We start from the raw sequence: 20,192 nt of genomic DNA on the forward strand, positions 1-20,192 counted from the left end.
TAGTATTGATAAAAATAAGATAATTAAAAATGAATAAAACAATCGTTTTAACAGGGGCAGGAGGCGTGCTTTGTGGAACATTAGCCAAAGCATTGGCTAAAGAAGGGAACAATATAGCGGTATTAGATTTAAGAAAAGAAGCAGCAGATGCTATTGCGGACGAAATAAATGCAGCAGGAGGAAAAGCAATTGGAGTTGCTGCTAATGTACTCGAAAAGGAATCTTTACAACAGGCTAAAAAAGAAGTGAATAGTGCTTTTGGATTATGCGATATTTTAATAAATGGAGCCGGAGGAAATCATCCATTAGGTACAACAAGTAATCCATTTTTAGAGGCAGAAGATTTAGTTAATAAAACGGAAGGTTTTAAAACGTTTTTTGATTTGGATCCATCAGGGATACAATTCGTATTTAATTTAAATTTCATTGGAACCCTTTTGCCTACACAAATTTTTGCTGAAGATATGGTAGGTAGGGAAGGATGCAGCATTCTAAATATATCCTCTATGAATGCTTTTACGCCATTAACAAAAATACCTGCATATAGTGGTGCAAAAGCAGCAGTTTCAAATTTCACACAGTGGCTTGCAGTTCATTTTTCAAAAGTAGGCATTCGTGTAAATGCGTTAGCTCCAGGTTTTTTCTTAACCGATCAGAATAGAGCATTATTAACAAATAGCGATGGGAGTTTGACGCCAAGAGGTAATCAAATTATAGAGCAAACACCAATGGGAAAATTTGGTGAGCCCGAGCATTTAGTGGGTACAACCTTGTGGTTATGTGGTGAAGGTGCTTCATTTATTACAGGCGTCGTGATACCTATTGATGGAGGTTTTAGTGCATACAGTGGTGTTTAATTAAATAGAGTCAAAAACGTGGGAAGTAATTCTGTAGTTTGGGGAATAATTGGTTGCGGAGATGTAGCTGAGGTTAAAAGTGGCCCTGCATTTCAGAAATGCGAGCAATCAGAATTATTTGCAGTAATGCGCAGAAACGGAGATTTAGCAAAAGACTTTGCGAATAGGCATAATGTGCCACATTGGTTTGATGATGCAGATAAATTATTAGAACAACCAGATGTTAATGCTGTATATATTGCCACACCACCATCCACACATTTAAATTATGCATTAAAAGCGTTAAAAGCAGGTAAAGATGTGTATTTAGAAAAACCAATGGTTTTATCTAAAGAAGAAGCGTTACAACTAAAAACAGCTGTAAATAATAGTAATCAAAAACTAGTAGTAGCACATTACCGTAGGTTTTTACCAATGTATATTAAGGTTAAAGAATTACTCGATGCTAACACCATTGGCGAGGTTAAATTTGTAGATTTAAGATTTCTACAACCTTTCGATTTTAATTCAAAAGCAACTTGGAGGTTAGATGAGGAAGTCTCAGGAGGTGGTTATTTTCATGATATAGCACCTCACCAATTAGATTTAATGTATCATTTTTTTGGAAACTACACGCAAGCCAAAGGTATTGCGGTAAATCAATCGGGTGTTAATAAGGTTGATGATACAGTAAATGGATTAATAAATTTTAAAACTGGTGTGCAGTTTAGAGGTATGTGGTCGTTCGCAATCCCAAAATATTTAGAAGAAGATTGTTGCACAATTTATGGTGAAGAAGGTACCATAGAGTTGTCGTTTTATAAAGAGCAACTCAAGCTTAAATCAAAGAATACAAATAGAGAATTTAATTTTAAAAACCCTGTAAATATTCAACAACCAATGATCCAAGAAACGGTTAATTATTTCTTAGGAAAACGAAGTAATCCATGTCCTGTTGAAGATGGTGTATTGGTAATAGATATAATGGAAGCATTTACAAAAGATAATTTATAAAATGGAACAAACATGGAGATGGTACGGGCCAAATGATCCTGTAACTTTATCAGATATTAAACAAGCTGGAGCAACAGGAGTTGTTTCTGCTTTGCACCATATTCCTAACGGAGAAGTGTGGACTATAGATGAAATTCAAAAGCGAAAATCAATAATTGAAAAAGATGGATTAACCTGGAGTGTAGTAGAGAGTATTCCTGTTCATGAGAATATTAAAACGCGTTCAGGACAATTTGAAACCTATATCGAAAGGTATAAGCAAAGTATAGAAAATTTAGCAAAATGCGGTGTTAACATAGTTTGCTACAATTTTATGCCTGTTTTAGATTGGACTAGAACCGACTTGGGTTTTGAGGTTGAAGATGGCTCTAAAGCATTGCGTTTTGATGTCATTGCCTTTGCTGCTTTCGAATTATTTTTATTAAAAAGACCAGGGGTGGAAAGCAGTTATACCGAAGCACAACAAAAAGCCGCAAAAATTTATTTAGAACAACTTTCTGAGGAAGCTAAAATACAATTAGTGAACAATATAATTGCTGGTTTACCAGGAGCAGAAGAAGGCTACACTTTAGAGCAATTTCAGACTATTTTAGATACTTATAAAGATATTGACGCTCAAACACTAAGAGATAATTTAGTGGCATTTTTAAAAGAAATTATACCCATAGCTTCTAAAAACAATGTATTGATGTGTATTCATCCAGATGATCCACCGTATCCAATTCTCGGGTTGCCAAGGGTTGTTAGTACAGAAGCCGATTACGCCTATTTATTTGACAATGTTCCAGACAGAGCTAATGGTATTACTTTTTGTACAGGTTCGTTAGGAGTTAGAGCTGATAATGATTTAGTCAACATATTTAATCGTTTTGCAGATCGCGTACATTTCTTGCATTTAAGAAGTACAAAAAGAGATGCCGATGGTAATTTTTACGAGGCAAACCACTTAGAAGGCGATGTAGATATGTATAGTGTTGTAAAAGCAGTGTTAGTTGAAGAAAAAAGACGTAAAGCAGAAGCTTATTCAGATTTTGCAATTCCAGTAAGACCAGATCATGGACACCAAATGCTAGACGATTTGCATAAAAAAACAAACCCTGGATATTCGGGTATTGGAAGACTGCGTGGTTTAGCAGAATTAAGAGGCTTAGAATTTGGATTAAAACAAACGATATAATAATAAAAGCATAAAAACAATGAAAACGTATTACGAAACAAGATATGCATCAAGTCCACAAGGCGTAAAAAGCTATGATACTGAGCAATTAAGAGAGGAGTTTTTAATTGATAATTTAATGCAGGAAGACAAAATTGTATTAGTGTATTCGCATTATGATAGATTTATCTCTGGCAGTGCAGTACCAACTAAAACTGCATTAAAATTAGAAGCTATAGACCCTTTAAAAGCTGAGTATTTTTTAGAAAGAAGGGAATTAGGAATTATTAATATAGGAGCCGCTGGTGCCGTTAATGTTGATGGTGTTGAATATGTTTTAGAACATAGAGAGGCTTTATATGTAGGACAAGGAAATAAAGATGTCACTTTTTCTAGCAAGTCTGCCTCAAATCCTGCATTATTTTATATTAATTCTACACCTGCAAACAAAGCATATCCGAATAAAAAAATTGGAATAAACGATGTTGAGGTTATTGAATTAGGCGCTGCTGAAACGGCAAATGCCCGTACTTTAAGAAAGTATATCGTAAACAGTGTTGTTGATGTTTGCCAATTACAAATGGGAATGACAACTTTAAAATCAGGAAGCTCTTGGAATACCATGCCAGCTCATGTCCATGACAGACGCATGGAAGTTTATTTCTATTTTGAAGTTCCAGAGGATCAAGCTGTATGTCATTTTATGGGACAGCCACAGGAAACACGTCATATATGGATGGGAAATAATCAAGCTGTAATTTCACCACCTTGGTCAATTCATTCGGGTTCAGGAACAAGTAGTTATTCGTTTATATGGGGAATGGCAGGTGAAAATTTAGATTATGGCGATATGGATGTTGCTAAAATAACCGAATTAAGATAAGTTATGAGTATGTCATTATTTGATGTAAAAGGCAAGAATGCCTTAGTCACAGGAAGTACACACGGTTTAGGAATGGCAATGGCCAGAGGGTTAGGATTAGCTGGAGCTACAATTATTGTAAACGGCAATTCTTCACAAGAAAAAATTGATAAAGCTGTAGCCGAATTTAAAAGTCAAGGCATTAATGCCGTTGGCTACAAATTTAATGTTGCTGATGAAGAACAAGTTATTTCTGCTATCTCAAAAATAGAAGCTGAAATAGGACAAATAGATATCTTAATTAACAACGCAGGTATAATTAAAAGAACACCGCTTATTGAAATGGAAGTTGCCGATTTTAAACAGGTAATCGATATTGATTTAGTAAGTCCTTTCATAGTGTCAAAACATGTTGTAAAAGGTATGATTGCTAGAAAAGCGGGTAAAGTAATTAATATCTGTTCTATGATGAGTGAATTGGGTAGAAATAGCGTAGGTGCTTATGCTGCAGCCAAAGGCGGATTAAAAATGCTAACCCAGAATATGGCCACAGAATGGGCAAAACACAATATTCAAATTAATGGTATTGGCCCAGGATATTTTGCCACATCTCAAACGGCACCAATTCGTGTTGACGGACACCCTTTTAATGATTTTATTATTAATAGAACACCAGCAGCAAAGTGGGGAGATCCAAACGATTTAGCTGGTGCAGCCATATTTTTGTCATCGAAAGCTAGCGATTTTGTAAATGGTCATATCCTTTATGTAGATGGTGGAATATTGGCTACAATAGGTAAACCTTCAAACGAAGATTAATATGAAAAGTCCATTATTTGCTATATTATTCTTGTTTTGTCTTATTGTAGGTTGTAGTCCAAAAACGGGTCAAATTATAACAATAAAAAACAATTTAGATATAGATCGTAATTTTGAAACTGTAGAAATTAATAAGGACGACATTAAACTAAAAGAAGGTGAAACTTTTGAAAGTTTAAGTATTAAGGATATAACAACAAATGCAGTTTTAGTATCTCAATTTGTAGATAATGACCAAGATGGAAAAGCTGATGTTTTATTATTTCAGCCGGAAGTAAATGCCAATTCAGAGAGGCAGTTTGAGCTCTTAGTGGCTGATGCATCTTCAAAACCAGAAGTTATTGAATATTGTTACTCTAGGTTTGTACCAGAACGTACAGATGATTACGCTTGGGAAAATAATAAAGTTGGTTTTAGAACTTTTGGTCCTACAGCACAAAAAATGATTGAAGATAATGTAAAAGGAGGTACACTTTCTAGTGGTATTGATGCTTGGTTAAAAAGAGTGGAATACCCAATAATTAATAGCTGGTACAAAAAAGCAGAAAATGAAAAAGGTGCTTACCATAAAGACAGTGGAGAAGGACTTGATAATTTTCACGTTGGTGTGAGTCGCGGTGTAGGCGGAATTGCCGTAAAAATTGATACGACGTATTACATTTCTAAAAACTTCACAAACTGGAAAACAATTACAACTGGCCCAATAAGAACCAGCTTTGTATTAGAGTATGCTGATTGGGATGCCAACGGACAAACCATTACCGAAACGAAACACATCTCATTAGATTATGGAAGTAACTTAACAAGATTCGAAATTGAAATTACTGGTACTGATGCGATTTATACGGGTTTAACACTGCACGAGAAAGATGGAATGCCTACACAGAATGAAGCCTCTGGTTGGATTTCGTATTGGCAACCTCATGATGATTCCGAGCTTGGAACAGCCATTGTAGTTCCAAATAAAAACATGCTTTCAAGTGAATTATTTGATACTCCAGTGAAAGATTGGAGCAATTTATATGCACAAGTAAAAGTAAATAACGGAGGAGCTTTGTATTATGCAGGCTTTGGTTGGAAGAAAGCAGATGAATTTACTACCAAAGAAGCATGGGAAAATTATTTAGAAACTTTTGCACTAAAAATCAATAACCCATTAGTTGTTACAATCAACTAGATTTATTATGAAAACATCAAACTTCATAACTGATAATTTTATTTTACAATCCGAAATTGCTAAAACTTTGTATCATGACTATGCCAAAGATTTACCAATTTTAGATTACCATAATCATTTATCACCACAATTAATTGCAGAGGATAAACCTATCAGAAATATTACTGATGCTTGGTTAAATGGCGACCATTACAAGTGGAGGGCTATGCGTGCTAATGGTATTGACGAAATTTACATTACAGGTTCTGCAACTTCAAAGAAAGAAAAATTTTTAAAATGGGCAGAAACGGTTCCTTATACCTTAAGAAACCCATTGTTTCATTGGACGCACTTAGAGTTAAAGCGATATTTCAACATAGATGATATATTACAACCTAGTTCTGCAGAATCTATATATGAAAGTGCGAATTTAATTTTAGAAAATAAAACACCAGCACAATTACTAGAAGACTTGAAAGTAGAAGTAGTGTGCACTACCGACGACCCAGTGGACGATTTGTTATATCATCAACAGATTGCTAATGGCGATTTTTATACCAAAGTTTTACCAACGTTCAGAGCAGATGCGTTGTTTTTTATAAACAAAGAAACATTTTCAAATTATCTGATTAAACTTTCTAAGGCAAGTGCTATAAAAATAAATAGCTTCGATGCATTTTTGGATGCTATTGATAAACGTATAGCATTTTTTAATGAACAAAGTTGTAGATTATCTGATTTTGGCGTAGGAGAGGAATTAAGAATTGTAGATGCTTTAAAGGATGATGTTGATGAGATTTTTTCTAAGAAGTTATCTGGTGAAGTACTAGCTCAACATGAAGTAGATCAATTCAGATCTTTTCTTTTTGTTTATTTAGGAAAGAAATATCATGAATTTGATTGGGTACAACAATATCATTTAGGACCAATTCGTAATAACAATAGTAGGTTGTTAAACCAAATTGGACTTGATGCTGGGGTAGATTCTATTGGAGATTTTCCAATGGCTGAGTTTATGTCAAATCTTTTTAATAAACTAGAGTCTACGAATCAACTTGCTAAAACCATTACCTATAATTTAAACCCTTCTCAGAATGAAGTTTTTGCTACTATGATGGGGAATTTTCAAAATTCTGATTATCCAGGAAAAATGCAATGGGGTTCTGGTTGGTGGTTTTTAGACCAGAAAGATGGCATGGAAAAGCAATTAAATTGCTTATCTAATATGGGGCTGTTAGGTCGTTTTGTTGGTATGCTCACAGATAGCCGCAGTTTTTTGTCGTTTCCAAGACATGAATATTTCAGACGAATTCTATGCAATCTATTAGCGGAAGATGTAAAACAAGGTCTTATACCTAATGATATAGAATTCCTTGGTAAAATGGTTCAAGATATTTGTTACTACAATGCCAAAAATTATTTTGGATTTAAATTGAATTGAAAAAAATATAAGATGAAAAAAATACTTCTAGTGTGTATCCTTCTTACAGCCTTTATGTCCTGTAAAAAAGATGTAAAAACCCAAACACTTTATTTAGCACATACCTTACCTCAAACACATCCAGTTCATAAAGGGATTGTAGAATTCAAAAAAGCGCTTAACAAAAAGTCTGGTGGTACTATGGATGTTAAGATTTTTCCAGACGGACAGTTAGGTTCAGAACGAGAAGTACTCGAGCTTTTGCAAATTGGTAGCGTTGCTATTACTAAAGTTAGTGCAGCAACATTGTCAAACTTTGTACCCGAATATCATGTGTTAGGGATACCATACTTATTTAGAGATAAAGACCATCAATTTGAAGTTTTAGAAGGCGAAGTAGGGAAATCTATTTTAGAGAAAGGAAGTAAGTTTTGGTTAAGAGGATTAGGGTATTACGATGCAGGTAGCCGTAGTTTTTATACGTCAACAAAGCCTATTAGAACACCAGACGATCTTAAAGGTTTAAAGATTCGAGTAATGAATAACCAAATGGCCATTAATATGGTTAATGCTTTGGGAGGCTCTGCTACACCAATGGCATATGGCGAATTATATACAGCTATACAACAAGGCGTTGTAGATGGAGCTGAAAACAATCCGCCTTCATTTGTATCATCAAACCATTACGAAGTCAGTAAATATTATACTTTAGATCAGCATTCTTCTGTGCCTGATGTTTTGTTGATAGGAACAAAATATTGGGATAAACTATCCGAAGAAGAAAAGCAATGGGTTCAAGAAGCTGCCGACGAGTCATCGCAAGCTCAGAAAAGATTTTGGAATGAGTCTGTTGAGGAATCTATGGCTATTGCTAGAAAAGCAGGTGTAGAGATTATTATTCCAGAGAAATCACTTTTTCAAGAAAAATCTAAATCGGTTTTAGAGGCGTTTTTGAAAGAACACCCTGAAATGACTGATTTAATTAATAAGATAAAAAACCAATAATTATGAAGCTAGCAGATTTAATTTTCGATAAAGCGTGCAGAATCATGGAGATTTTTCTGATATCTATATTTGGGCTATTAGTTATAGATGTATTGGGCCAGGTGTTTTCAAGGTATATTTTAAACACCTCTTTTGCTTTTACAGAAGAGTTGGCAAGATTTTCTTTAATATGGCTTTCTATTTTAGGAGCAGCATATTTAAGTGCGAAGCGACAACACTTATCCATGGATTTTTTATATCAAAAATTTTCAGATAAAAATAAAAAAAGGGCCTTAGTTTTTATAGAGATATGTATTTTTCTATTTGCGCTAATAGTTATGGTTATAGGTGGTTTTAATTTGGTTTATACCACCCTGCATTTAGAGCAATTATCGGGTACTTTAAGAATACCTTTGGGTTACATCTATGCCATTCTACCAATAAGTGGACTTTTAATGATGTGGTTCTCCATTTACCATTTAGCAAAAATCAATACTAATAAAATAACTGAATAGAGATGAGTATAGAAGTAATAAGTATCATCGTTTTGTTTGCGAGCTTTTTTGTTTTATTAATGCTAAAAGTTCCTGTAGCTTATAGTATTGGTATTTCAACAACTATAAGTTTATTGCTAAATATTGATAAATTACCAGGATTAACAACCATTGCGCAACGTATGACAACGGGTATTGATAGTTTTGCTTTACTGGCTATTCCATTTTTTGTTTTAGCAGGCGAGATTATGAAACGAGGCGGAATTGCAAATCGGTTAATAAACTTTGCAAAATCTCTGGTTGCGAGTCTTCCAGGAGGTTTAGCTTATGTAAATGTTTTAGCTTCGATGTTATTTGGTGCCATTTCGGGTTCAGCTATTGCAGCTACCTCAGCCATTGGAAGTATTATGACCGATAGAATGGAAGAAGAAGGCTATCCCAGAGAATTTAGTGCATCAGTAAATATAACGTCATCAACTACAGGTCTGTTAATTCCCCCAAGTAACATCTTAATAGTTTATGCCTTGGCAAGTGGAGGTACAGCATCTGTGGCGGCATTATTTATAGCGGGTTATTTACCAGGCATATTACTCGGATTAGCTATTATGGGCTATATTGCTTTTGTTGCTATTACAAGTAAGTTTGCAAAAGGTAGTCGTACGCCTCTAGGTTTAATTTGGACCTATTTTAGAAAAGCATTTTTTAGTCTATTACTATTAGTTATTGTTGTTGGAGGTATCGTAGCAGGTATATTTACAGCTACGGAAGCGTCTGCCATTGCTGTTTTATATGCAGCTGTATTAGCCTTAATTTATGGTGATGTAAAAACTAAAGATTTTCCAGAAATTTTATTAACCAGTGCAAAAACTACCGCTGTAGTCATGTTTTTAATTTGTACATCTATGGCTATGTCGTGGTTGTTTTCTTTTGAAGGAATTCCAGAGTTAATAAGTGGGTTTTTACTAGAACAATTCAGTAATAAAATTGTCATATTTTTAGTTATTAATTTGGTGTTATTAATTATTGGAACGTTTATGGATATGACGCCTGCGGTATTAATTTTTACCCCTATATTTTTACCAGTAGTTGTCGCATTAGGTATGCACCCTGTACACTTTGGAATTGTATTGGTGCTTAATTTATGTATAGGTTTGTGTACACCACCAGTTGGAACCATTCTTTTTGTTGGAAGTGGTATTGCAAATGTCTCGGTTTCACAAGTAGTCAAGCCATTATTACCCTTTTTATTAATTATGGTAATTGTTTTACTTTTAATAACTTATATTCCTGAAATTTCAATGTTCCTACCAAGATTATTTGATTTGTAATGCAACAAATAATTTCGTGATATTTATTAAAACAGGTTATTAAATGAGTTTGATAGGAATACTTCAATTTTAAATATTTCTTCAATTGATTACACGCTAGTTCACAATTACATGAGAATAAATTATTTGATTTTAAATCTTTTTATGTATATTTGGTCAACCAATTTGGAAAACCAATTACGATTTTTCCTTTTTTAATGGGCTTAAAGTCAGTATTTATAAGGCTTTATGTCTATTTTTTAATTTTTTAATTTCACTTTAAACTAACTTAATAATAATTAAAAAACCAATTAATACATGAAACTTTAAAATGAAAACTATTAAACTAAATCTAAAAATTAACTCAAAATTAAACTAATGAAAAAAACAAAAAGCTTAAAAAACACATTCCTATTAATATTAGGATTTTGTTTTGTATTAAATGTTAATGCACAACAAAAAACTATTACTGGTACTGTAACTGCAGAGGCAGATGGTCAAGCATTACCAGGTGTTAATGTTATAGTGCAAGGAACAACTACGGGTGCATCTACAGATTTTGATGGAAACTATTCAATTAATGTAAGTGGAGATAACGCCGTTTTATCATTTAGTTATATAGGGTATAAATCCCAAAATGTAACTGTAGGTAATAAAAGCGTAGTAAATGTAGCTCTAGCTGAAGACTTGGCTTCACTTGATGAAGTTGTAGTAGTAGGTTATGGTGCTCGTAGAAAAAGTGATGTTACTGGCTCGGTTTCTTCTGTAAAATCAGATGAATTAACTGCCTTCCCTGTATTAGATGCTGAACAAGCGCTTCAAGGTCGTGCAGCTGGTGTAAACGTACAATCAAATAATGGTGGTGAGCCTGGTGCTCCAATTAGTATTTCTATTAGAGGTAATACTTCTATTAATGCAAGTAGTGCACCTCTAATTGTTGTGGATGGATTTGTAGGAGCTAGTATGCCTCAAGCAGGTGATATTGAATCTTTACAGGTTTTAAAAGATGCATCTGCAACTGCTATTTACGGTTCTAGAGGTTCAAATGGTGTTGTATTGGTTACTACTAAAAAAGGTAGAAGCGGTAAGTTAACGGTTGAATTAAATTCTACTTACGCTGTACAAAATACTTCGAATAGTTTAGATTTATTGAATGCTAGTGATTTTGCAGATTATCAAAATCAGATAAGAGCAAATCAAGGTAACACTAATGCCTATGTTCAAGGAGACTTTAATACAGATTGGCAAGACGAAATTTACAGATCTGGTAATACTTCAAATAACCAGCTTTCTTTTTCAGGTGGTTCAGAAAAAGTAAATTACTATGCTTCTGGTACGTATTTCCAGCAAGATGGTATTCTAGTTAATTCTGGTTATGAAAGAGCTACATTCTTATCGAATTTAGATGCTCAAGTAACTGATAAATTAAAATTAGGACTTAACTTAACAGGTTCTTTAAGTAAAAAGAATGGTGTTGCTACACAATCAACTGGTGCAAATGGAGTTGGTGCAGGTGGTGATGATGTTGTTGGTTTAGCAATGCGTTTTGCTCCAGACAAAGGCATATATAATGCAGACGGTACCTTTTCAATTAATGATAGAATAGGGGATCCTGTTGACAATCCATGGGCTGTTGCAACTCAAAGAGATGACGATACGGAAACAGAAAAATTCAGAGCAAATTTTTATGCAAATTATGAAATTATTGAAGGTCTTACTTTTAAAACGACTTTTGGTTTAAGTAGTGATAACGATTTTAGAGGAATTTATTTACCTCGTACATTGCAGATTTCTGCTGGTGGTGTTGGTGGTAGAGCTATCATGACGGAAGATAAAACTAAAAATATCTTGAGTGAAAACTACTTAACTTATAATAAAGAAGTAGGAAAAGGAGATTTAACGTTATTAGCTGGTTATTCGTATCAAAAAACAATTAATAAAGGATTTTATAGTGAAGGTACTGGAACCATTTCAGATTCATTCTCTTACTACGGATTATGGACTGCAACAAATTTACTAAACGGTGGATCTGGTGATATTTATATCAATGAAACAGAAATTCAATCTCAATTTGGAAGGGTGAATTTTGATTGGGATGATAAGTATTTATTTACTGCTACAGTAAGACGAGATGGAGCTTCTAACTTTGCTGAAAATGAAAAATATGCCATTTTCCCATCAGCAGCTTTTGGTTGGAAATTGTCTAATGAAGGATTTTTAAGTGATAATGAAACTATTTCTAACTTAAAATTAAGAGCAAGTTATGGTGTTACTGGTAACCCTTCAATTGGCGCTTACGAATCTTTAGCAAGTTTGGCAAGTATCTATGCTTCTAACAATGGTTTAACCGTTGCAGCAGTTACACCAAACCAACCTGCTAACCCAGATTTAAAATGGGAGTCTTCTTACCAAACAAACATTGGTGTTGACTTAGGTTTATTAAACAACAAAATTTCACTTTCTTTAGATTATTATAACATCGATACTAAAGATTTAATAATGATTGATAGAGGTCTGCCTTGGTATTTAGGTTTCTATAATGATGAAATATTAAAGAATGTTGGAGAAATTAATAATACAGGATTTGAAATTTCTTTAAACACAAGAAATATTTCTACTGAAGATTTCAATTGGACTACCGATTTTGTATTCTCTAGAAATAAAAACACTGTTGAAAAATTAATTAACGGTGATGATTATTTTCAAAATGGAGCACCAAGTTATTTTAGTGTTGGAAACAATGCAATCTTAAGAGAAGGTGAAGAAGTAGGTCAATTTTATGGCTTCGATTATGCAGGTGTATACCAAGGTGGTGCTTTACCAGCTGGTACTGCAACTATATCTGGTGGTGTAGCTGGTGACCCATTGTTTTTAGATTTAGATGACAGTGGTGATATTACTAATGATGACAGAAAAATTATTGGTAACCCTAACCCGGATTTCACATGGGGTATTACAAATAACTTACAGTATAAAAACTTTGATGTTAATGTGTTTTTCCAAGGCTCTCAAGGCGGAGAAATTTTCAACTTGACAGATGTACAGTTAACTAATGGTGATGCGAATACTACATATGCGTATTATAATAATGCATGGACACCTTCAAACACTAACACAAACCAGCCTCGTGTAGGAAATAACAGTTTTAGAGAGGTTTCTTCTCGTTTTGTTGAAGATGGTAGCTATGTTAGATTGAAAAATATTGCTGTAGGTTATAATTTCCCTACTGAAGCTATTGAAAAGTTAGGTATAGAGAGACTTAGATTGTCTGTAAGTGCACAAAATTTATTGACAATTACAAACTATTCAGGTTTAGATCCTGAAGTTAATTACTATGGTTCTGCAGGTAATAATAACACCGCGAGCAACACAGTTAGAGGATTTGATTTTGGAAATTATCCAACAGTTAAATCAGTGAGTTTCAGTCTAAATGCAAAATTTTAATTGTATATTTAGACAAAAAATATTAATTTATAAAAAGAAAAAATTATGAGTACATACAAAATTTTATTGTTATTGATGGGACTGTCAATATTGGGATGTTCCGATTTGGAAGAAGAGCCGGTAGGCTTATTATCTCCAGAAGGATTCTTTTCGACTCCTGAAGATATCCAATTAGCTGTAAACGCTTCTTTAACTCATGCTATAAATGAAGAAGTTTGGGGAAGAAAATTATCTGTAGCGTTAATGTTACGTTCAGATATGGTAAATCTTAATTCAACTCAAACAAGAAGAGTTGAGATGAACATGCACACCATTACAGGTGATAATGAAATGGTATTCGATCCTTGGACAAGAATTTATCTAGGAATTGCGGCTGCCAATAATGCTATCGCTGGTGCAGAACAAGTATCTGCAGATGATGATGTTAAAAACCCAGTAACTGCACAGGCATATTTTGCAAGAGCGTTTTATTATTTTCATTTAGTAAGACTATTTGGTGATGTTCCTTATATAGATACGCCTGTTGATGATATTGCAGCAGCTACTAATATAAGTAATACGCCAGAAGCTGAAGTTTATGCAAAAATTGTTGCAGATTTAGAATATGCGGAGCAGTGGTTAACAAATACAGTTGCTACAAGAGCAACGCCTTCAAAAGCAGCTGCAAAATCATATTTAGCTTTAGTATACTTAACTATGGCTGGTAATACTCCTGGTAGCCCTTATTGGCAAATGGCTTATAATAAAGCTAAAGAGGTAATTACTAATAAAGCAACTTATGATGTAGACTTAGATCCTGATTTTCAGACGTTATTTAATGCTAATAAAATTGATGCTTCTAAAGAGCCAATCTTTGTGTTAGATTATAATAATAATGAAGCTCCTGATAATGCTTACGACCAAATTGCACCTATGACAGGTATTAGAGGTGATGATGATGGCGCTGGTGGAGGCTGGTCAGTTTCTACTCCAACATTAGCTGTATACAACTCTTTCGATCCAGACGATTACAGAAGACGTGTTAGTTTTCAAACAGAAGCTTTAATCGGTGGTACTTTTGTGGATTATACTAATTTCACAAGTAGTGGTCACGAGCATGCTGTTAATGCACCATACATTGCTAAATATTTACGTTTCCCTGGTGCTTTCGCAAGAGGAAATAAAAGAGCAACAAGTCATAATTATTCAATGATTCGTTATGCAGAGGTGTTATTAATTGCTGCTGAAGCTGGTGTTGAAATTGGCGCTGCAGATGCTTTAGACTTTGTAAATGAAGTTAGAGGAAGAGCACGTAATGGTGGTGAAACTACAAACGGTGGATATGTTGCGGAAACAGTTGCACCAAGTGCAGTTCCTGCAGATCTAACGTCAATTACTGTTGCTGATGTAATAGAAGAGCGTAGGCTAGAATTTGCATTTGAATGCAAAAGATGGTATGACATCAAGAGAAGACAACTAGGAGACCAAGTGTTTAGTGCTTCAGGTTATGAAGGTGCAAAACCAGACTGGAATTCTTCTGTTGATTACGATACACCAATACCTCAAGATGAGATAGATAGAAATCCTAATATTTCTAACTAATACTTAAATATTTGGTCTTTTACTTTGATTTAAATCGAAGTAATGAACAAATAAAACTTTTTAGAGGCTGTCTATATTTTAAGACAGCCTCTTTTTTTATTCCCAATAAATAAATAAAACTTCTGTGTCCACTATCTTCAATAATATGCAGAACACTTTTATTCCCATTTTTATATTTCTGTTTATTAAATTATAAATATCTTTGAGATTGTTAATGTCTCACATTGAAATTTATGTTGAAAACACACCACTTCGCTTTATTCTTATTAGTATTATGTTTTACTGTTTCTTGTAAAACTGAAAAAAAAGAAGAATTTCATGCACATTCTGAATTAGAAAAAAGATACCAAAAACTTTTAGATTACCCATTGGATTCCTTAGCGTTTCCAAGAAGTTATTCGCATGAATCCAAACAAATAAAAAAAGTACTTTCAAAAGATTGGACTAGTGGGTTTTTCGCGGGAAATCTTTGGCAAATTTATGAGTTAACTGGAAATGAAGCCTTTAAAGAACGAGCACAAAAATGGACAGTATTTATAGAAAAAGAAAAGTTTAATGATCGAACGCACGATATGGGATTTAAAGTCTTTAATAGTTTTGGTCAAGGTTTAAAATTTGAAGATAATCAAGCTTACAAAGATGTTATTGTTAAAAGTGCTCAAACATTAAGTTCTCGTTTTAATGAAAAGATTGGAAGTATTCGTTCTTGGGATTTTAATAGAGATAAATGGCAATTTCCTGTAATCATAGATAATATGATGAACTTAGAACTACTTTTTGAAGCCACTATAATTTCAGGCGATAGTACGTATTATAAAATAGCAGTAACCCATGCCAATACAACTTTGAAAAATCATTTCAGACCTAATGGTAGCACCTGGCATGTTTTAGATTACGATACCATTGCTCATCAACCAAGATTAAAAGTAACGCATCAAGGTGTTGCTGATAATTCTTCTTGGGCACGTGGTCAAGGTTGGGCTATTTATGGGTATACAATGGCTTACAGATATACAAAAGATGAAAAATATCTTAACAGAGCAAAGGCAACTGCTGCTTTCTTTTTAAATCATAAAAATTTACCTGAAGACGGCATTCCGTATTGGGATTTTGATGCGCCAAACATTCCAAATGAATCAAGAGATCTTTCAGCAGGTGCTATTGTAGCATCAGCATTAATAGAATTATATCGTTACACAACTGATGAAACCTATATTAATTACAGTAAAAAATTCTTAAAAAATGTTCAAACCGCAGATTACATTTTATCTTCAGATATTGATATTCCCTTTATTCTAGATCATAGCTTTGGAGATTGGTCTAAAAGATCGGAAATGAACGAACCTATAGTTTACGGAGATTACTATTTTTTAGAAGCATTATTAAGATTGAATGCACTTGAAAATTAGAAATAGACTAACTGCAAAATATAATTAGCCACTAACTTTTCAAAAAAACATGAAATTCAAAATATTTAAAATAGCAATCGCTTTTATACTTTGCTTATTTATTTCGTCTTGTCAAAATAATGTTGATAACAGTGAAAATTCAGAACGAATTGAAACAAACATTAATGAGAATTGGTTGTATTCAGAAAACAATACAAAAAATGTCTCTGATGCACTAAAAGCTGAAAATTGGCAAAAAATAAACTTACCACATTCTTGGAATAGCCTAGATGCAACAGATGTAATTCCGGGATATCGCAGAAGTGGAAGTTGGTATAAAAAAACGATAAATATTGCTCAAATAAATTCAAATAAAATTTACCAATTGTATTTTGAAGGCATAAATATAACTTCAGAAATTTTTGTAAACGGAAACAAAGTTGGATCGCATATTGGCGGTTATATTGGTTTTAATGTTGATATTTCTGGAGCAATCAAAAACGGCGATAACGAAATTCTTGTAAGAGCAGATAATAGTTACGATCCAGAAATTATACCATCACAAAAAAGTGATTTTTTCATTTTTGGAGGCATTACAAGAGATGTTTGGCTGCAAACAAAACCAAAAACACATTTATCAAACTTAAAATATACAACTCCAAAAGTATCCATTGAAAGTGCATCCTTAGAGGGTACAGTAGATGTTATTAACGGAAACGAATCCTCAATAGTAAAAGTAACATTAAAAGATAATCAGGGAAAAGCTATTGCTGAGGATGAATTTACTGTTGTAAATAATATTGCTAACATAAGTTTTGATGCTATTGAAAATCCAAAATTATGGGATACTGATAACCCTAATTTATATACTATTGAAGTCGCTTTACTTGATAATAACAAAACAATTTTAGATCAAATTTCAGATAAAGTAGGCTTTAGATGGTTTGAATTTAAAGATTACGGTGCGTTTTATCTTAACGGTAAAAGACTCTTATTGCGAGGTACGCATCGTCATGAAGAACATGCTGGTGTTGGTGCAGCGATGAGTAACGAACAACATAGGGCCGACATGGAACTTATTAAAGACATGGGAGCTAATTTTGTACGTTTAGCACATTATCCGCAAGACCCAGAAGTTTACAAGGCTTGTGATGAACTTGGTCTTTTAGTTTGGGACGAATTACCTTGGTGTAGAGGAGGCCTTGGAAATGATGCTTGGAAAACCAATACTAAAACCATGCTGAAGGAAATTATAGATCAAAATTATAATCACCCCAGTATTATTTTATGGTCTTTAGGTAATGAAATTTATTGGCTACCAGATTTTGAAAATGGCGATAATCGAGAAAAAATAAATGAATTTTTAGAGGAGCTCAATACCTATGCTCATGAGTTAGATCCAACTAGAAAAACGGCTATCAGAAAATATTATGAAGGCGCACATATTGTGGATGTTTTTTCACCTTCAATTTGGTCTGGTTGGTATTCAGGTAGCTATAAAAGTTATCAAAAAGCAATAAATCAATACAAAGCCGAATATCCACACTTTTTACATGCCGAGTATGGTGGTTCAAGTCATGTAGGGAGACATACCGAAAACCCAATTACAGGAGAAGGTCAAATTCAATCTGATGGTTGGGAAGAAGCCATCGTACAAACCGATGTGGCAAATATTGCTCAAATAGGCGATTGGAGCGAGAATTATGTCGTGGATTTATTCGATTGGCACTTACGAATCTCTGAAAACGATTCTACTTTTGTAGGTAATGTACAATGGGCTTTTAAAGATTTTGGCACCCCATTACGACCAGAAAATGCCATTCCTTGTATGAATCAAAAAGGTCTAGTGGATAGAAGCGGAAAACCAAAAGATGCATTCTATGTTTTTAAAAGCTATTGGAGTGATGACCCATTTACATATATAGAGTCTCATACATGGACAGAGCGTCAAGGTCCAAAAGGAAAATCAAGAGATATTAGCATATATAGTAATTGCCCAGAGGTTGAATTGTTTTTAAATGGGAAAAGTTTAGGCGTGAAACAAAGAGATACCAAAGCATTTCCAGCGGCAGGATTAAATTGGACAATTAATTTTAACGAAGGTATAAACAAACTCGTTTCCATCGGAAAAACTAAAAATGGTAAAGAAGTAAAAGATAAGTTAGAAATTAATTACAGATTTACAAAAAACGAAAAGGCTACAGCTTTAAAACTTGATTATAAGTTATTGGAAAATAATAGATATTTAGTTACCGCAACAGCTCTAGATAAAAATGGTTTAAGATGTTTAGATTATGAGGAGCGTGTTTATTTTCAATGTTTAAATGGGGGAAAAGCCATAATAAGTCAAGGCACACCAACAGGAAGCGAAGTGATTGAAATGGCAAATGGCGAAGCATCCATAGAAGTTGAAAGATTTTCAGATGAAGAACAATTACAAGTTATGGTTCTCAATCAAAGTTTTAAGGGGACCTATTTAAATATAAATTAGTATGAGTTTAAAATTTAACCTTATCCTTTCGATCTTTTTATTACTGATTCTTACATCATGCAATAAACAGCAATCAGATTTTGAAGTCGTTGAAAATTTGGTTGAGAAAGAGGTTTTAGTAAAAGCTCAGGAATATCTAACATTCCAACCTATAACTATAACCAATTTTGTTTCTGAAAGGAGTGCAGGTACAAAGCACGACTTTTATTCTGAAGGTGATTATTGGTGGCCAAATCCAAAACATCCAGATAGCGCATATATTAGGAAAGATGGTTTGAGCAATCCAGATAATTTTGTTGCGCATAGAAAATCAATGATAAGGTTAAGTCAAATTTCAGGAGCCTTGGCCTCTGCTTACCTTATTACAAAAGATGAGACTTATCTTAAAAGTTTAATGCCGCATTTTCAAGCTTGGTTTGTAAATGAGACCACTAAAATGAATCCACATTTGTTATATGCACAGGCCATAAAAGGTAGAGTTACAGGTCGTGGTATTGGAATTATTGATACCATTCATTTAATTGAAGTAGCCCTAGCTGTTGGAGTTCTTGAAGAAGCTAATCTTTATTCAGAAGCTGAAATAGAAAAAATCAAAAATTGGTTTTCGAAATATTTAACATGGCTAACAACCCATAAGTTTGGTATAGATGAACGCGATAATGGTAATAATCATAGTACATGTTGGGCGATGCAAGTAGCGGCATTTGCAAAACTTACCAACAGAGAAATAGAATTAGATTTTTGTAGAAACTTTTTTAAAAATGATTTGCTACCACATCAAATGGGGCAAGATGGGAGCTTTCCAAAAGAATTGGCAAGAACCAAGCCTTACGGATATTCTTTATTTAATTTGGATGCCATGTCTAGCTTGGCACAATTGATATCTACAAAACAAGCTAACTTTTTTGAGTATGAAACAAAAGATGGAAAAAGCTTAAAACTTGCTTTACAGTTTTTGTATCCTTATATAAAGGACAAAGCAAAATGGCCTTATCAAAAAGATGTGATGTATTGGGACGATTGGCCAACAAAGCAACCATCTTTCATTTTTGGAGGACTTAGTTTAAATAATGAAGCTTATATAAAAACATGGTCTATACTTCCAGAAATTCCAAATAAAGCGGAAATACTTCGTAATATGCCAGTTCGATATCCATTGTTATGGATAATGGAATAACTTCTTATTCTATTTAATGTTTAAGATTATAACTCAGCTTGAATTTTAATCTGTCATAAAATC

Annotated in this window: 15 protein-coding genes; all 15 read left to right on the forward strand. The window is 33.6% G+C overall.

Translation table 11 applies throughout. From position 1 onward, the window contains the following. The first annotated feature begins 29 nt into the window (after positions 1-29). Complete coding sequence (locus O5O44_RS04720; RefSeq protein WP_289195930.1) at positions 30-857, forward strand: SDR family oxidoreductase; 828 nt, start codon at positions 30-32, stop codon at positions 855-857. Between the two features lie 18 nt (positions 858-875). Then, positions 876-1,850 carry a Gfo/Idh/MocA family protein gene (locus O5O44_RS04725; RefSeq protein WP_289195931.1) on the forward strand — a complete coding sequence of 325 codons (975 nt, stop codon included), beginning with the start codon at positions 876-878 and terminating at the stop codon, positions 1,848-1,850. 1 nt (position 1,851) lies between these two features. Then, on the forward strand, positions 1,852-3,027 hold the full coding sequence (uxuA, locus tag O5O44_RS04730; protein WP_289195932.1) for a mannonate dehydratase: 1,176 nt from the start codon (positions 1,852-1,854) through the stop codon (positions 3,025-3,027). Positions 3,028-3,046: 19 nt separating this feature from the next. Continuing rightward, a complete protein-coding gene (kduI, locus tag O5O44_RS04735) occupies positions 3,047-3,889 on the forward strand; it encodes a 5-dehydro-4-deoxy-D-glucuronate isomerase (RefSeq protein ID WP_289195933.1) in 843 nt (280 codons plus the stop codon). Positions 3,890-3,892: 3 nt separating this feature from the next. Next, positions 3,893-4,687 carry a gluconate 5-dehydrogenase gene (locus O5O44_RS04740; RefSeq protein ID WP_289195934.1) on the forward strand — a complete coding sequence of 265 codons (795 nt, stop codon included), beginning with the start codon at positions 3,893-3,895 and terminating at the stop codon, positions 4,685-4,687. 1 nt (position 4,688) lies between these two features. Further along, the gene (locus tag O5O44_RS04745) at positions 4,689-5,864 is read left to right on the forward strand and encodes a BT3233 family polysaccharide utilization protein (protein ID WP_289195935.1); all 1,176 of its coding nucleotides are present in this window, start codon (positions 4,689-4,691) and stop codon (positions 5,862-5,864) included. Between the two features lie 7 nt (positions 5,865-5,871). After that, a complete protein-coding gene (gene uxaC, locus O5O44_RS04750) occupies positions 5,872-7,284 on the forward strand; it encodes a glucuronate isomerase (RefSeq protein WP_289195936.1) in 1,413 nt (470 codons plus the stop codon). A gap of 12 nt (positions 7,285-7,296) precedes the next feature. After that, positions 7,297-8,268, forward strand: coding sequence for a TRAP transporter substrate-binding protein (locus tag O5O44_RS04755; RefSeq protein ID WP_289195937.1), 972 nt, complete (start codon positions 7,297-7,299; stop codon positions 8,266-8,268). 2 nt (positions 8,269-8,270) lie between these two features. Beyond that, positions 8,271-8,762 carry a TRAP transporter small permease gene (locus tag O5O44_RS04760; RefSeq protein ID WP_289195938.1) on the forward strand — a complete coding sequence of 164 codons (492 nt, stop codon included), beginning with the start codon at positions 8,271-8,273 and terminating at the stop codon, positions 8,760-8,762. 2 nt (positions 8,763-8,764) lie between these two features. Further along, a complete protein-coding gene (locus O5O44_RS04765) occupies positions 8,765-10,069 on the forward strand; it encodes a TRAP transporter large permease (protein WP_289195939.1) in 1,305 nt (434 codons plus the stop codon). 357 nt (positions 10,070-10,426) lie between these two features. Continuing rightward, positions 10,427-13,492, forward strand: coding sequence for a SusC/RagA family TonB-linked outer membrane protein (locus tag O5O44_RS04770; RefSeq protein ID WP_289195940.1), 3,066 nt, complete (start codon positions 10,427-10,429; stop codon positions 13,490-13,492). A gap of 45 nt (positions 13,493-13,537) precedes the next feature. Beyond that, positions 13,538-15,073: a RagB/SusD family nutrient uptake outer membrane protein gene (locus O5O44_RS04775; RefSeq protein ID WP_289195941.1), complete on the forward strand. Its 1,536-nt coding sequence runs from the start codon at positions 13,538-13,540 to the stop codon at positions 15,071-15,073. Positions 15,074-15,306: 233 nt separating this feature from the next. Continuing rightward, positions 15,307-16,482, forward strand: coding sequence for a glycoside hydrolase family 88 protein (locus O5O44_RS04780; RefSeq protein WP_289195942.1), 1,176 nt, complete (start codon positions 15,307-15,309; stop codon positions 16,480-16,482). A 49-nt stretch (positions 16,483-16,531) separates the two neighbouring features. After that, positions 16,532-18,952 carry a glycoside hydrolase family 2 protein gene (locus tag O5O44_RS04785; protein ID WP_289195943.1) on the forward strand — a complete coding sequence of 807 codons (2,421 nt, stop codon included), beginning with the start codon at positions 16,532-16,534 and terminating at the stop codon, positions 18,950-18,952. A gap of 1 nt (position 18,953) precedes the next feature. Beyond that, entirely contained in the window at positions 18,954-20,129 is a 1,176-nt protein-coding gene (locus O5O44_RS04790; protein WP_289195944.1) for an alginate lyase family protein, read from the forward strand. Positions 20,130-20,192 lie beyond the last annotated feature (63 nt).

It is taken from the genome of Algibacter luteus (genome assembly GCF_030344935.1).
Classification (GTDB): Bacteria; Bacteroidota; Bacteroidia; order Flavobacteriales; family Flavobacteriaceae; genus Arenitalea; species Arenitalea lutea.